The 13,507-nt window shown below is 67.3% G+C and carries 13 protein-coding genes; 11 read left to right on the plus strand and 2 right to left on the minus strand.

Annotated elements, in window-relative coordinates; genetic code table 11:
* Nucleotides 1-43: 43 nt before the first annotated feature.
* Nucleotides 44-343 (minus strand): Asp-tRNA(Asn)/Glu-tRNA(Gln) amidotransferase subunit GatC, encoded by a 300-nt coding sequence (gene gatC / locus AC3WL8_RS10330; RefSeq protein WP_035819367.1) that lies wholly within the window; start codon nt 341-343, stop codon nt 44-46.
* A gap of 602 nt (nt 344-945) precedes the next feature.
* Between gatC and AC3WL8_RS10335 the strand changes: the two genes are divergently transcribed.
* The 7 genes from AC3WL8_RS10335 to AC3WL8_RS10365 all read left to right on the plus strand — a co-directional run bounded on the left by AC3WL8_RS10335 (nt 946) and on the right by AC3WL8_RS10365 (nt 9,055).
* A complete protein-coding gene (locus AC3WL8_RS10335) occupies nt 946-1,989 on the plus strand; it encodes a rod shape-determining protein (RefSeq protein ID WP_008648066.1) in 1,044 nt (347 codons plus the stop codon).
* 196 nt (nt 1,990-2,185) lie between these two features.
* The gene (mreC, locus tag AC3WL8_RS10340) at nt 2,186-3,151 is read left to right on the plus strand and encodes a rod shape-determining protein MreC (protein WP_013955202.1); all 966 of its coding nucleotides are present in this window, start codon (nt 2,186-2,188) and stop codon (nt 3,149-3,151) included.
* Nucleotides 3,148-3,660, plus strand: a complete 513-nt coding sequence (mreD, locus tag AC3WL8_RS10345; protein WP_013955203.1) for a rod shape-determining protein MreD — start codon at nt 3,148-3,150, stop codon at nt 3,658-3,660. The genes mreC and mreD overlap by 4 nt, the downstream gene beginning before the upstream one ends.
* Nucleotides 3,661-3,713: 53 nt before the next feature.
* A complete protein-coding gene (gene mrdA, locus AC3WL8_RS10350) occupies nt 3,714-6,017 on the plus strand; it encodes a penicillin-binding protein 2 (RefSeq protein WP_013955204.1) in 2,304 nt (767 codons plus the stop codon).
* 11 nt (nt 6,018-6,028) lie between these two features.
* The gene (gene rodA, locus AC3WL8_RS10355) at nt 6,029-7,171 is read left to right on the plus strand and encodes a rod shape-determining protein RodA (RefSeq protein WP_013955205.1); all 1,143 of its coding nucleotides are present in this window, start codon (nt 6,029-6,031) and stop codon (nt 7,169-7,171) included.
* An 89-nt stretch (nt 7,172-7,260) separates the two neighbouring features.
* On the plus strand, nt 7,261-7,947 hold the full coding sequence (locus tag AC3WL8_RS10360) for a DUF484 family protein (protein WP_436220569.1): 687 nt from the start codon (nt 7,261-7,263) through the stop codon (nt 7,945-7,947).
* Nucleotides 7,948-7,972: 25 nt separating this feature from the next.
* Nucleotides 7,973-9,055 (plus strand): tyrosine recombinase XerC, encoded by a 1,083-nt coding sequence (locus tag AC3WL8_RS10365; RefSeq protein WP_492378248.1) that lies wholly within the window; start codon nt 7,973-7,975, stop codon nt 9,053-9,055.
* A gap of 1 nt (nt 9,056) precedes the next feature.
* Here AC3WL8_RS10365 and AC3WL8_RS10370 read toward each other — a convergent pair whose 3' ends face one another.
* Complete coding sequence (locus tag AC3WL8_RS10370) at nt 9,057-10,013, minus strand: transcriptional regulator GcvA (protein ID WP_013955207.1); 957 nt, start codon at nt 10,011-10,013, stop codon at nt 9,057-9,059.
* Nucleotides 10,014-10,261: 248 nt separating this feature from the next.
* On the opposite strand from AC3WL8_RS10370, the gene AC3WL8_RS10375 reads away from it, so the two are divergent.
* From AC3WL8_RS10375 to AC3WL8_RS10390, 4 genes are all read left to right on the plus strand, one after another.
* Nucleotides 10,262-10,630, plus strand: coding sequence for a DUF2917 domain-containing protein (locus AC3WL8_RS10375; protein WP_013955208.1), 369 nt, complete (start codon nt 10,262-10,264; stop codon nt 10,628-10,630).
* Nucleotides 10,631-10,801: 171 nt separating this feature from the next.
* Nucleotides 10,802-11,557, plus strand: coding sequence for a lipoyl(octanoyl) transferase LipB (lipB, locus tag AC3WL8_RS10380; protein ID WP_013955209.1), 756 nt, complete (start codon nt 10,802-10,804; stop codon nt 11,555-11,557).
* A 40-nt stretch (nt 11,558-11,597) separates the two neighbouring features.
* On the plus strand, nt 11,598-12,593 hold the full coding sequence (gene lipA / locus AC3WL8_RS10385; protein ID WP_013955210.1) for a lipoyl synthase: 996 nt from the start codon (nt 11,598-11,600) through the stop codon (nt 12,591-12,593).
* 471 nt (nt 12,594-13,064) lie between these two features.
* A complete protein-coding gene (locus AC3WL8_RS10390) occupies nt 13,065-13,451 on the plus strand; it encodes a hypothetical protein (RefSeq protein ID WP_492378249.1) in 387 nt (128 codons plus the stop codon).
* The last annotated feature ends 56 nt before the right edge of the window (nt 13,452-13,507 follow it).

A 13,507-nucleotide genomic window follows, 5' to 3' on the forward strand; every position in this document is an offset into this window, starting at 1 on the left:
GGACAGGCATGCACGGGTGCGTCGGGTCCGGGCCGGGCGGCGGTCATTCGATGACCTTGGGCACCAGGTACAGGCCGTCTTCGGTGGCCGGCGCGGGGCGCTGGTAGTCGGCGCGGCGGTCGGATTCGGTGACCACGTCCTCGCGCAGGCGCTGGACCATGTCGCGCACGGCAGACAGCGGGTGGGCCAGCGGCTCGATGCCGGTGGTGTCGACCGCCTGCATCTGCTCGACCAGTGAGAAAAAGTTGTTCAGCTGCGCAAGCGTCTGGGCGGCCTCGTCATCGCTGGTTTCGATGCGGGCCAGGTGGGCGATGCGCTTGACGTCGGATAGAGCGAGGGCCATGGCGTGGTGGTTCGGATGCTCGGATGCGGGGGGCGCGGGCTGCGCCGGCGGCTGGCTCATGGGGCGGCTGAGTCGCACGGCCCGTGGCCTGACCGGGGGCGCCGGAGTGGCGCCCCGGAGTCGTCGGAATTACAGGTATTTTCAGGCCGTAAACGCCCGAAGCAGCAGGAATTATAAGGTATCATTGCGAGTTACCGACCCTTGGCAACGCCCACGTCACATGGCCGCAAAGCGGCCGTTGGCCGGCACGCCTGCGCCTGGCATCCACAGGCGCCCGAAGGGCGAACCTGGGTCCTCTGATTAGGCCTCTGCAACCGGCCAGCGCATGTCGCATGTCAACGACATTGTGCGCCGGTGCCTGCACATTTCCGCGAACTTTTCCGCGGGGTCTAATCAAAGGTTCCCGTAGTGCCGGCGCGCACAGTGCGCCGGCGGTGCCGTTCCCAATCCCATCCCGGCCCGGGCAGGCCCCGTGCCGGACGGCGGGCGGACCGGGAAGCCGGGAACCATTCCGTATTCAACACAACGTATTTCGTGGCCGGACCGCCCGCGGTGCCGGCCGCTTCGCCTACCCGCGAACACCACCACAGACAGGATTCCTGATGTTCGGATTTCTCCGCAGCTACTTCTCCAACGACCTGGCGATCGACCTCGGCACCGCCAATACGCTGATCTACATGCGCGACAAGGGCATCGTGCTGGACGAGCCCTCGGTCGTCGCGATCCGCCAGGAAGGCGGCCCCAACGCCAAGAAAACCATCACGGCGGTGGGCAAGGAAGCCAAGCAGATGCTGGGCAAGGTGCCGGGCAATATCGAGGCGATCCGCCCGATGAAGGACGGCGTGATCGCCGACTTCACCGTCACCGAGCAGATGCTCAAGCAATTCATCAAGATGGTGCACGACAGCAAGCTGCTGCGTCCGAGCCCGCGCATCATCATCTGCGTGCCGTGCGGCTCGACCCAGGTCGAGCGCCGCGCCATCCGCGAATCGGCGCTGGGCGCCGGCGCCAGCCAGGTGTACCTGATCGAGGAGCCGATGTCGGCCGCGATCGGCGCCGGCCTGCCGGTGTCGGAGCCGTCGGGCTCGATGGTGGTGGATATCGGTGGCGGCACCACCGAGGTGGGCATCATCTCGCTGGGCGGCATGGTCTACAAGGGTTCGGTGCGCGTGGGCGGCGACAAGTTCGACGAGGCCATCGTCAACTACATCCGCCGCAACTACGGCATGCTGATCGGCGAACAGACCGCCGAAGCCATCAAGAAGGAAATCGGCTCGGCCTTCCCGGGCTCCGAGGTCCGCGAGATGGAAGTCAAGGGCCGCAACCTGTCCGAAGGCATCCCGCGCGCCTTCACGGTGTCTTCCAACGAAATCCTGGAAGCCCTGACCGATCCGCTGAACCAGATCGTGTCGGCGGTGAAGATCGCGCTGGAACAGACCCCGCCCGAACTGGGCGCCGACATCGCCGAGCGCGGCATGATGCTGACCGGCGGCGGCGCGCTGCTGCGCGACCTGGACCGCCTGCTGGCCGAAGAAACCGGCCTGCCGGTGCTGGTGGCCGAAGACCCGCTGACCTGCGTGGTGCGCGGCTCCGGCATGGCGCTGGAACGCATGGACAAGCTCGGCAGCATCTTCTCCTACGAGTAAGAAGGACGCTCACGTGGCGATGCGCGGCCTGCCGGATCCAGCGATCAGGGCGGTGTCGCGGCGCCTCATCCGCCGGGGCCAGGCCCCGGCAGCTCCCGCCGCCCGACTGTGCCGCTCCCGTCCCCGCAAGGGCCTCGGGCGCGGCACGGCGGGCGGCGGGGCGTTTCCGCGTGGGCTCCGGCCTTTGTTCGGGTAAATGGATTACTCCCCTCCGCCGCTCTTCAAGCAAGGCACCTCGGCAGTCGCCAGGCTGGTCCTGTACGTGACCATCGCGCTGGCGCTGCTGGTGGTCGATGCCCGTTTCGACGCGCTCAGCGTGGGCCGCCAGGTTGCCGCCACCGTGCTGATGCCGGTCGAACGCCTGGTGCTGACGCCGCGCGACGCGCTGCGCACGATGTTCGACTACGCGCAGTCGTCGGCGATGCTCGCCACCGAGAACCGCGAACTGCGCCAGAACGCCGTGCAGCAGGCCCAGGCCGCGGTGCGCCAGGCGCAGCTTGAGTCCGAGAACAACCAGCTGCGCAAGCTGCTCGGGCTGGCGCAGCAGTCGGCCACGCCGGTGACGGCCGCCGAGATCCTGTATGACGCGCGCGATCCCTACAGCCAGCGCATCGTGATCGACAAGGGCAGCCAGCACGGCCTGCGTGCCGGCTACCCGGTGATCGACGAGCGCGGCGTGGTGGGGCAGGTCACGCGCGTGTCGCCGTTCCAGTCCGAGGTGACGCTGCTGACCGACAAGGACCAGGCCATCCCCGTGCAGGTGGTGCGCAACGGCCTGCGCAGCGTGGCCTTCGGCGGCGCGCGCGCGGGCCAGCTGGACCTGCGCTTCATGGCCGCCGCCGCCGACCTGCAGCAGGGCGACCTGCTGGTGACCTCTGGCCTGGACGGCACCTACCCGCCGGGCCTGCCGGTGGCAAAGATCATCCATATCGAGCGCAAGGCCGATACCGCGTTCTCGCGCGTGTACTGCGAGCCGGTGGCCGGCGTGCGCGCGCACCGCCAGCTGCTGGTGGTGCGCTACGACGCGGCCATCCCCGCGCGCGAAACGGTCGAGGCCAAGCCGGAGGCGCCGGTCAGGGGCGCCAAGTCCGCCGCGGCGCGCGCAGCCGCCGACAGCGCGGCGGCTGCCAAGGCCGCGCCCGCCAAGGAGGCACCACGGTGACCAATCCCCAATACCTGCTGCGGCCGGTCAATCCCGCCTTTATCGCCTTCAGCTTCGTGCTGGCGTTCCTGTTCAACCTGATGCCCTGGGGCACCACGCTGTGGGTCCCCGACATGGTGGCGCTGGTGCTGGTGTTCTGGAACATCCACCAGCCGCGCAAGGTGGGCATGGGCGTGGCCTTCCTGCTGGGCCTGCTGATGGACGTGCACGATGCCCGGCTGCTGGGCGAGCACGCGCTGGCCTACACCCTGCTGGCCTACTTTGCTATCACCATCCACCGCCGCGTGCTGTGGTTCACCGTCTATACCCAGGCGCTGCACGTGCTGCCGCTGCTGTTCATCGTGCATGCGGTGCCGGTGCTGATCCGGCTGGCCATGGGCGCGCCGCTGCCGGGCTGGCCACTGTTGCTGGCGCCGGCGATCGAGGCGCTGCTGTGGCCGCTGGCCACCAGCCTGCTGCTGGCGCCGCAGCGCCGTTCGAGCGATGTCGACGAGACGCGTCCGATCTGACGCCGCACGCATCTGACCGCACCTAAACGCTCATCCCTGGCCTACGCAGTACCATGACCGAAATCCGCAACGTCGAACTGGAAATCGGCCGCTTCCGCATCCGCGTGGCGGCTGCGGCCCTGTTCACGGTGATCTGCTTTGGCCTGCTGTTCACGCGCTTCCTGTGGCTGCAGTGGTACAAGCATGACCAGTACTCGGCCAAGGCCGAGGACAACCGCATCTCGGTGGCGCCGATCGAGCCCAACCGCGGCATCATCATGGACCGCAACGGGCTCGTGCTGGCGCGCAATTATTCGGCGTACACGCTGGAGATCACGCCGTCCAAGCTGACCGATACGCTGGACAACACCATCGAGAGCCTGTCCGGGCTGGTGGATATCCAGCCGCGCGACCGGCGCCGCTTCAAGCGGCTGATGGAAGAGTCGCGCAGCTTTGAAAGCCTGCCGATCCGCAGCCAGCTGACCGACGAGGAAGTGGCGCGCTTTTCCGCGCAGCGCTTTCGCTTCCCGGGCGTGGACGTGCGCGCGCGGCTGTTCCGCCAGTACCCGCTGGGCGAGTCGGCCTCGCACGTGATCGGCTACCTCGGCCGCATCTCGCAGCGCGACCAGGAACGCATCGAGGCCATGGACGAGGCCAACGATGCCGAGGGCGCCAAGTACGATCCGCGCAAGGATGCCGACAACTACAAGGGCACCAACTACATCGGCAAGATCGGCCTGGAGCAGAGCTACGAGAGCGAGCTGCACGGACTGACCGGTTTCGAGGAAGTGGAAGTGAGCGCGGGCGGGCGCCCCATCCGCACGCTTTCGACCTCACCCGCCACGCCCGGCAACAACCTGATCCTGTCGCTCGACATCCGCCTGCAGCAGCTGGCCGAGGCGCTCTACGGCGACCGCCGCGGCGCGCTGGTAGCGATCGAGCCAGCCACCGGCGACATCCTGGCCTTTGTCTCCAAGCCGACCTACGACCCCAATCTGTTCGTCGAAGGCATCGACACCAATACCTGGAATGAGCTCAACAACTCGCCCGACAAGCCGCTCCTGAACCGGCCCCTCAGGGGCACCTACCCGCCGGGCTCGACCTACAAGCCGTTCATGGCGCTGGCGGCGCTGACCACCGGCAAGCGCACCGCGGCCTGGGGCATGCACGATCCCGGCTTCTTCACGCTGGGCAACCATACCTTCCGCGACGACAAGCCGGGCGGCCACGGCTGGGTCGACATGCACAGCTCGATCGTGCAATCGTGCGACACCTACTACTACGCGCTGGCGCGCGACATGGGCGTCAACGGCATCCATGACTTCATGAAGCCGCTCGGCTTCGGCCAGATCACCGGCATCGACATCGAGGGCGAAAGCCGCGGCATCCTGCCGTCGACCGACTGGAAGCGCCGCGCGTACCGCAAGCCCGAGCAGCAGAAGTGGTACGACGGCGAGACCATCTCGCTGGGCATCGGGCAGGGCTACAACAGCTTCACCATCCTGCAGCTGGCGCAGGCCACCTCGGTCATCGTCAACAACGGCAGCGTGATGAAGCCCCACCTGGTCAAGGCCGTGGAAGACGCGGTCACGCGCAAGCGCACGCTGACGGTGCCAAAGGAAAGCTATCGCATTCCGCTCAAGCAGGCCGATATCGACGTGATCAAGCGCGCCATGGTGGCGGTGACGCACTCCGGCACGGCCGCGCGCGTGTTCGCCGGTGCGGCCTATGAATCGGCGGGCAAGACCGGCACCGCGCAGACCTACAGCCTGGGCAAGGGCGAGAAGTACAACCACCACGCGCTGGACGAGCGCAAGCGCGACCACTCGCTGTACACGGCCTTCGCGCCAGCGGACAACCCGAGGATCGCGATTGCGCTGATCGTCGAGAACGCCGGCTTCGGCGCCGCGGTGGCCGCGCCGATCGCGCGCAAGGTGATGGACTACTACCTGACCGGCAAATGGCCGGCAGAGCTGGAAGCCATCGCTCCGCCGGAAGCCGAGCGCATGGCGGGCCGCCCGCCGGTGGCCACGCCGAGCGTGTTTACCACCGGCCAGACTGCCAGCATCGCCAGCGCTACCGTGATGTCGGGCGGTAGCGCACCGGCCAGCGGCGCGGCCGCCAGCGCGGTGGCCGCGGCCTCGGGCGCGCACGCCGCGGCGTCTGACGCGATCGCGGCGGCGCTGGACCCGGCCGCGATCGCACCGGCCTCGGCCGTGCAGACGCTGGATGAACGCATGCTGCAGGCGCTGGGCCACAGCAAGCCGAAGGTGCCGCCGGCTTCCGTGCCGGTCGTGCCGGCCAAGGCGCCCGCGCCCAAACCACGCGTCAAGCCCGTGGCTGCCAAGGCAGCCAGCGGTGCCGACGCCACTCGCTGAAGGAGACGCGCATGGATCGACGCCGCGTCCTGTCCCTGATCAAGACCGCGCTGACCGGTTTTGACAAACCACTCTCGCTGATCGTCTTCCTGCTGTTCGCCACCGGCATCGTGGCGCTGTACTCGGCCGCCATCGACATGCCGGGCCGGGTCGAGGACCAGCTGCGCAATATCCTGCTGTCTTATGTGGTGATGATGGTGATCGCCTACCTGCCCACGCAGACGCTGATGCGGGTGGCGGTGCCGATCTACACGGTCGGGGTGGCGCTGCTGATCGCGGTCGCCATGTTCGGGCTGATCCGCAAGGGCGCGCGCCGCTGGCTCTATGTCGGCATGGTGATCCAGCCGTCCGAGATCATGAAGATCTCGATGCCGCTGATGCTGGCGTGGTACTTCCAGAAGCGCGAGGGCGTGGTCAAGTGGTTCGACTTCGTGGTGGCGCTGGTGCTGCTGCTGATCCCGGTCGGCCTGATCGCCAAGCAGCCCGACCTGGGCACGGCGCTGCTGGTGATGGCCGCGGGCGTGTACGTGATCTACTTCGCGGGCCTGTCGTGGAAGCTGATCCTGCCGCTGCTGGGGCTGCTGGTGGTGGCGGTCACGCTGCTGATCACGTTCCAGAACGATATGTGCGCGCCGGGCGTGAACTGGCCGGTGCTGCACGACTACCAGCAGCACCGCATCTGCACGCTGCTGGACCCGACCAGCGATCCGCTGGGCAAGGGCTTCCACACCATCCAGTCGATCATCGCCATCGGCTCCGGCGGGGTCGAGGGCAAGGGCTGGCTCAAGGGCACGCAGACGCACCTGGAGTTCATTCCGGAAAAGCACACCGACTTTATTTTCGCCGTGTACTCGGAAGAGTTCGGCCTGATCGGCAATGCGGTGCTGCTGGTGCTGTATCTGCTGTTGATCTTCCGCGGCCTGTTTATCGCGGCCAATGCGCCGACGCTGTTCTCGCGGCTGCTGGCGGGATCGATCACGCTGATCTTCTTCACCTATGCCTTCGTCAACATGGGCATGGTCAGCGGCATCCTGCCGGTGGTGGGCGTGCCGCTGCCGCTGATGAGCTATGGCGGCACCGCGCTGGTGACGCTGGGCGCGGGCATCGGCATTCTGATGAGTATTTCGCGGCAGAAGCGGCTGATCCAGACGTAGCGCAGCCGGCGTAAAAAGGGGGCCGCGGCTGTGCCGCCGGCCCCCTTTGCTAAACTGCCACCCACTTTACCTCTACCGGTCCACGCCCCATGAACGCCCAAGACGTTGCCGCCTACCTGCAGAGCCACCCCGAATTCTTCGAAGAACACGCCGAGCTGCTGGCCGCGGTGCAGCTGACCAGCCCGCACAGCCACCGCGCCGTGTCGCTGCAGGAACGCCAGATGGAAATCCTGCGCGAGAAGAACAAGGGCCTTGAGCTGCGCCTGGCGGACCTGGTCCGCCACGGCCATGACAACGACCGCACCCAGCAGCGCATGCATGCCTGGCAGCTGCGCCTGCTGGCCGAAGCCGATTCGCACGCGCTGCCCTATGCGGTGCAGGACGGCCTGCAGCAGGTGTTCGACGTGCCGGCGGTGGCGCTCAGGCTGTGGGACGTGGCCGAGCAATACGTCCATATGGAAGTGGCGCAGGGCGCCAGCGAAGACCTGCGCATCTTTGCCGAAGGCCTGCGTGCGCCGTACTGCGGCAGCAACGGCGGCTTCGAGGCGGCGGGGCTACTGGAGCGCGACGATATCACCTCGCTGGCGATGGTGACGCTGCGCGTGCCGGTGCGCGCGGGGGATGCCGAGCCCGGTGCCGACGTGCGCGGCGCAGCCTTTGGCCTGCTGGTGCTGGGCTCGCCCGATCCGCGCCGTTTCCACGAAGGCATGGGCACCGCCTACCTGTCGCAGATCGGCGAAGTCGCCGGCGCCGCGCTGCACCGGCTGCGCGACTGAGGCGCGGCGGCCCACGCCTGACGCCATGACTGCACGCCGGCCGCCCCGCAGCGTGGTTGCGGATGTCGCGCCTGCCAGCGACACCCCGCCGCCGGCACCCGAGCCGCTGGTCACGCGCTACCTCGACTGGCTGCGCGGCAGCCGCAAGCTGGCTGAGCACACGCTGACCAGCTACAGCCGCGACCTGCGCGTGCTGCAGGGGCACGCGGCGCGCTACGCGCCTGGCGTGGCCCTGCTGGCACTGCAGACCCACCATATCCGCAACTTTGCCGCGCGGCTGCATGGCGCCGGGCTGGTCGGCACCAGCATCGCGCGCACCTTGTCGGCCTGGCGCGGTTTCTTCCAGTGGGCGGCGCGCCACGGCCATGGCGTCACGGTGAATCCGGTCGACGGCGTGCGCGCGCCGCGCTCGGGCCACGCGCTGCCCAAGGCGTTGTCGGTCGAACACGCGGTGGCACTCGTCGCGCATCCTGCTGGCACGGATGCCCAGGCACTGCGCGACCATGCGGTCTATGAGCTGTTCTATTCAAGCGGGCTGCGGCTGTCCGAGCTGGTACAGCTGGACCTGCGCTATGCCGATGCCGACGGCTACCGCTCCAGCGGCTGGCTCGACCTGGCCGGGGCGGAAGTCACCGTGACCGGCAAGGGTTCGCGCCAGCGCTCGGTGCCGGTCGGCAGCAAGGCCGTCGAGGCGCTGCGCGACTGGCTGGCGGTGCGCGACACGCTGCTGCGCCCCGGCGCCTTGCCGGAAGATGCGCACGCCCTGTTCCTCGGCCCGCGCGGGCGGCGCCTGTCGATGCGCACGGTGCAGTTGCGGCTCAAGCAACAGGCGCTGCGCGCCGGCGTGCCGGCCGATGTGCATCCGCATATGCTGCGGCATTCGTTTGCCACCCACGTGCTGCAGTCGTCGGGCGACCTGCGCGCGGTGCAGGAGATGCTGGGCCATGCCAGCATCTCGACCACGCAGGTCTATACCGCGCTGGATTTCCAGCACCTGGCGAAGGTCTACGACAAGGCCCATCCGCGGGCCGGCCGGGCGCGCGCCAGGCCGGCAGCAGACGCGGCGGCCGCCGATCCTGCTGACGCCGACGAAGCGTCGGAAGACTAGTTCACTCCCACTGCGCCAGCACCTCGCGGAAGCGCTCGATCTCGGGCAGCAGCCAGCCGCGGAACGCCTGCACCTTGGGCAGGTTCAATGAGCCCGGCGCGCATACGAAGTACAGCAGCCAGGGACAGGCGATGCTGACATCGAACAGCCGCACCACGCGCCCGGCCAGCAGGTCGTTGTAGGCCAGCGAGGAGCGGATCAGCGCAATACCCTGGCCTTCGGATGCGGCCTGCAGCAGCAGCGAGGAATCTTCCAGCAGCAGCCCCTTGCGCGGTTCCGGCCAATCCAGCCCGGCGGCCTCGAACCACGGCTTCCACGGATCGCCCTCGCCGCGCAGCAGCGGCAGGCCGGCCATGTCCTGCGGCCGCTCGGGCAGGCGGCCGCCATTGAAGCCGGGGCTGCAGACCGGGAAGAAGACGTCGTCCAGCAGCCGTTCCACATACAGGCCGGGATAGTCGCCGCTGCCCATGCGCAGCGCGATATCGACTTCCTCATGCGCAAAGTTGACCAGCGTGTTCGACGATAGCAGCTCGACATCCAGCTCCGGGTGGCGCTCGATAAAGCTGCCGATGCGCGGCGTCAGCCAGCGCGCGGCAAACGACGGCATGGTGCTGATGGTCAGGCGCTTGTCGCGGTTGCCGGCCTGCAGCGCGCGCGTGGCATCGGCGATCTGCAGCAGCGCGTCACGCACGCGCTCGGCATACAGGCGCCCCGACGGCGTCAGCGCGACGCGCTTGCCGTGGCGCTCGAACAGCGGCATGCCCAGTTCTTCTTCCAGCGCGCGGATCTGGTGGCTGACCGCGCCGTGCGTGACAAACAGCTCCGTGGCCGCGCGCGAAAAGCTCTCGTGCCGCGCCGCGGCCTCGAAGGCGCGCAGCGCGGTCAGCGCCGGCAGGCGCGGCAGTTCGCGGTGCCAGCCGCGCGGCAGGTCCTTTTCCCAGGCGCTCTTCCAGGCCATGGTGGTCTCCAGGCGGTCGTGTGTATGTGAATTTGTCTAACAAGAACAAGGAAAATATATCGTTTTGATAGTGGCCGGGCAATCACTAATATTCCATCACCGGCCCCCGCAGTACTTATTTACTTCACGGCGATATTCGTAGGATTTAACTGGCCTGGTCCCCTTGCCGGGCCAGTTCCGGTGGCCCGCCGCGAATTCGTACTGCGCCTAGCGTATTCCCGCCGAGGCCGGCTGAACGGAGAACCACCATGAAAACCGTGCTCACAACGACCGTGTTCACACTGAATCCTGGCGAAGTCACCACGCTGTCGGTGCATGCTGCCCAGCGCCTGCATGTCGAAGAGGCCCGCGGCACCGACGTATGGCTGACCCGCGAGAAAGATTCAGAGGACTACTGGCTGCGTTGTGGCGGCAGCCTGCTGCTGCGCTCGGGTGACGAGGTGGTGCTGAGTGTAGACCCGCGTGCGCTGCACCCGGTGCGCCTCGCCCTGATCGCGGAAGCGCGCCGCCCGGCGCTGGCGCTCGCTGACGTGCCGCACCTGGTGTACCGCAGCCTGCGCCGCCTGGTTCGAGGCACGGAGTGGACGCCGAACCAGGACCAGGTCACCGCATCCTGAGGCAAAGGCTGACGGAGCATCGTCCACATCACATCGCGACCGCGGGCATCTGCGCCTGGTCTGGTCGCGTGACGCATCGGACGATTCCCTCCGGACTGACGCCCTGAGCGGGCAGCAGAAGTGACCGAGGCAGGGCCGGCGCAAGCCGGCCCTTTTCGTTACACTCTCGCCATGCATCCGATTCAAGTCATCGAACGCGGCCGCGAGGACTATCAGCCGTGTTTCGACGCGATGCGCGCCTTCACCGCCGCACGCACGCCCGAGACGCCCGACCAGGTCTGGCTGGTCGAGCATCCGCCGGTCTATACCCTGGGCCAGGCGGGCGACCCCGCGCACCTGCTGGCCCCGGACGACCAGATTCCCGTCGTCCAGATCGATCGTGGCGGGCAGATCACATATCACGGTCCCGGCCAGGTCGTGGCCTACCTGTTGCTCGATCTGCGCCGCCGCCGCCTGATGGTGCGCGAGTTGGTGCACAGCATCGAGCAGGCGGTGCTGGACACGCTCGCGGCGTATAATCTCGCAGCCGAACGCAAGCCCGGCGCCCCCGGCATCTACCTGTCCGACGGGCCGCACCAGGGCGCAAAGATTGCCGCGCTCGGCCTCAAGATCCGCAACGGCTGCAGCTATCACGGCGTCAGCCTCAACGTGCAGATGGACCTGTCGCCGTTCCTGCGCATCAATCCCTGCGGCTATGCCGGGCTGGAAACAGTCGACATGGCCAGCGCGGGCGCCACCTTCGCGGCGGCGGATGCCAACGGCGACCCCTTGCCCGTGACCGCGGCACAACAACCGGAAATCGCACAGCGCCTGGCGGCAGCATTGTGCGAGGTGCTGGCAGCGCATGAAGCCCGCGCGCTGGCTGCCGAAGGAACTGCCGCCCCGGCTGAAGCAAAGCAGCCGGGTGAGACGGCCCTGGCCTCCTAGTCAAAAGCGAAATGCACGCTGAGCGCGTGCGGAGAAATGTATGAGCGACGCCCTGATCGCCACTTCCAGCGAAGCCCCGCAGTCCCCCGCGGAGCAGTATGACCCGACCCGCAAGCAGAAGTCGGCCGACAAGACCGCACGCATCCCCATCAAGATCGTGCCGGCCGAAAAGCTCAAGAAGCCGGACTGGATCCGCGTCAAGGCCGCCACCGGCAGCTCACGCTTCTACGAGATCAAGGACATTCTGCGCGCCAACAACCTGGTGACGGTGTGCGAAGAAGCCAGCTGCCCGAACATCGGTGAATGCTTCGGCAAGGGCACCGCCACCTTCATGATCATGGGCGACAAGTGCACGCGCCGCTGCCCGTTCTGCGACGTCGGCCACGGCCGCCCCGATCCGCTGGATGTGAACGAGCCGGGCAACCTGGCCCGCACCATCGCCCAGCTCAAGCTGAACTACGTGGTCATCACCAGCGTCGACCGCGACGACCTGCGTGATGGCGGCGCCCAGCACTATGTCGACTGCATCTCGCAGACGCGCGAGCTGTCGCCCATTACCCGCATCGAAGTGCTGGTGCCCGACTTCCGTGGTCGCCTGGACAAGGCGCTGGACATCCTGCAGGCGTGCCCGCCGGACGTGATGAACCACAACATGGAAACCGTGCCGCGCCTGTACAAGCAGGCCCGCCCGGGCGCGGACTATGCGCACTCGCTCAAGCTGCTGCAGGAATTCAAGCGCCGCAACCCCAACGTGCCGACCAAGTCCGGCCTGATGGTGGGCCTGGGCGAGACCGACGAGGAAATCCTCGAGGTCATGCGCGACATGCGCGCCCACGACATCGACATGCTGACCATCGGCCAGTACCTGGCGCCGTCGAACCACCACCTGCCGGTGCTGCGCTACGTGCATCCCGACACGTTCAAGATGTTCGAGGAAGAGGCTTACAAGATGGGCTTCACCCACGCTGCGGTGGGCGCGATGGTGCGCAGCTCGTACCATGCTGACCAACAGGCGCATCAGGCGGGGTTTGCCTGAGCAACAGCGCTGCACACTGATTGAGCCGAGACGGCCGGGATTTCCCGGCCGTTTTTCTTTGGGTGCGCCCGGCAGGGCGCACTGACTTGGGGGTGGGAGTCCCCTACACGCCCGGCAAGGGGAAGTGTTAGCCAGAGACAAGGGTTTCCCGGGCGACCGGGAGTCTGAAGGAAGTCCGAGGCAAAGCGCTGGCCTGACGAACAGGAAGCGGATACGAGGCGACGTATCGGGGTGAGGTAGCCCAAATTGCCAAAGCCCAGTACTTGCGCGGAACGATACGGCGTAAATCCGACAGGCATAAGCGTGAAGGTGAGTGCGTCATACCCGGGGAGATCTGCATCGCTGCCATGGTGCTACCGACGTCGAGAGGTGTTGGGATGGCGGTGCAGAAGTCAGCAGAGGCCATACTAGGTGCGCGGTTGGCACTGAAGGGCCGAACATGAACGAGCGCGATTAGGACGACAGACCTCGATGCGAACCGACGAAGCCCAAATGCACGAACGAGTGCAGCCCACAGCGGAGGAAGGCGGGCGGAACCTGCCTGGGGCCGATGGGGGTGCGGAGGCTGGCACGGCGGCTGTCGGGCAAACGAAAGCGCAGGCGCCATCGCTGATGGAAGCGGTGGTCGAGAAGGGCAACATGTGGCTGGCGTACCGGAAGGTGGTCAGCAACGGTGGCGCGGCCGGGGTGGATGCCTTGGAAGTGACGGCGTTGCGCGACTGGCTGAAGGTGCACTGGCCGAGCGTCAAAGCGGCGCTGCTGGTCGGCCAGTACATCCCGCAGGCGGTGCGTGCGGTGGACATTCCCAAGCCTGCGGGCGGGGTGAGGACACTGGGCATCCCGACGGTGATCTCATAATGCACCTCTCACAGTTAAGTGTAGGAATGTTGCCTCCGAAGATGCCCTGAAGTGCG

This window comes from Cupriavidus sp. FW305-F7 (assembly GCF_058782875.1).

Bases quoted from the DNA above. Each gene is read 5' to 3' on its own strand.
- gatC (WP_035819367.1), bottom strand. From the start codon at position 343: ATGGCCCTCGCTCTATCCGACGTCAAGCGCATCGCCCACCTGGCCCGC.
- lipA (WP_013955210.1), top strand. From the start codon at position 11,598: ATGAGCGACGCCCTGATCGCCACTTCCAGCGAAGCCCCGCAGTCCCCC.
- AC3WL8_RS10360 (WP_436220569.1), top strand. From the start codon at position 7,261: ATGAACGCCCAAGACGTTGCCGCCTACCTGCAGAGCCACCCCGAATTC.
- lipB (WP_013955209.1), top strand. From the start codon at position 10,802: ATGCATCCGATTCAAGTCATCGAACGCGGCCGCGAGGACTATCAGCCG.
- AC3WL8_RS10370 (WP_013955207.1), bottom strand. From the start codon at position 10,013: ATGGCCTGGAAGAGCGCCTGGGAAAAGGACCTGCCGCGCGGCTGGCAC.
- AC3WL8_RS10390 (WP_492378249.1), top strand. From the start codon at position 13,065: ATGCGAACCGACGAAGCCCAAATGCACGAACGAGTGCAGCCCACAGCG.
- AC3WL8_RS10375 (WP_013955208.1), top strand. From the start codon at position 10,262: ATGAAAACCGTGCTCACAACGACCGTGTTCACACTGAATCCTGGCGAA.
- AC3WL8_RS10365 (WP_492378248.1), top strand. From the start codon at position 7,973: ATGACTGCACGCCGGCCGCCCCGCAGCGTGGTTGCGGATGTCGCGCCT.
- rodA (WP_013955205.1), top strand. From the start codon at position 6,029: ATGGATCGACGCCGCGTCCTGTCCCTGATCAAGACCGCGCTGACCGGT.
- mreC (WP_013955202.1), top strand. From the start codon at position 2,186: ATGGATTACTCCCCTCCGCCGCTCTTCAAGCAAGGCACCTCGGCAGTC.
- mrdA (WP_013955204.1), top strand. From the start codon at position 3,714: ATGACCGAAATCCGCAACGTCGAACTGGAAATCGGCCGCTTCCGCATC.
- AC3WL8_RS10335 (WP_008648066.1), top strand. From the start codon at position 946: ATGTTCGGATTTCTCCGCAGCTACTTCTCCAACGACCTGGCGATCGAC.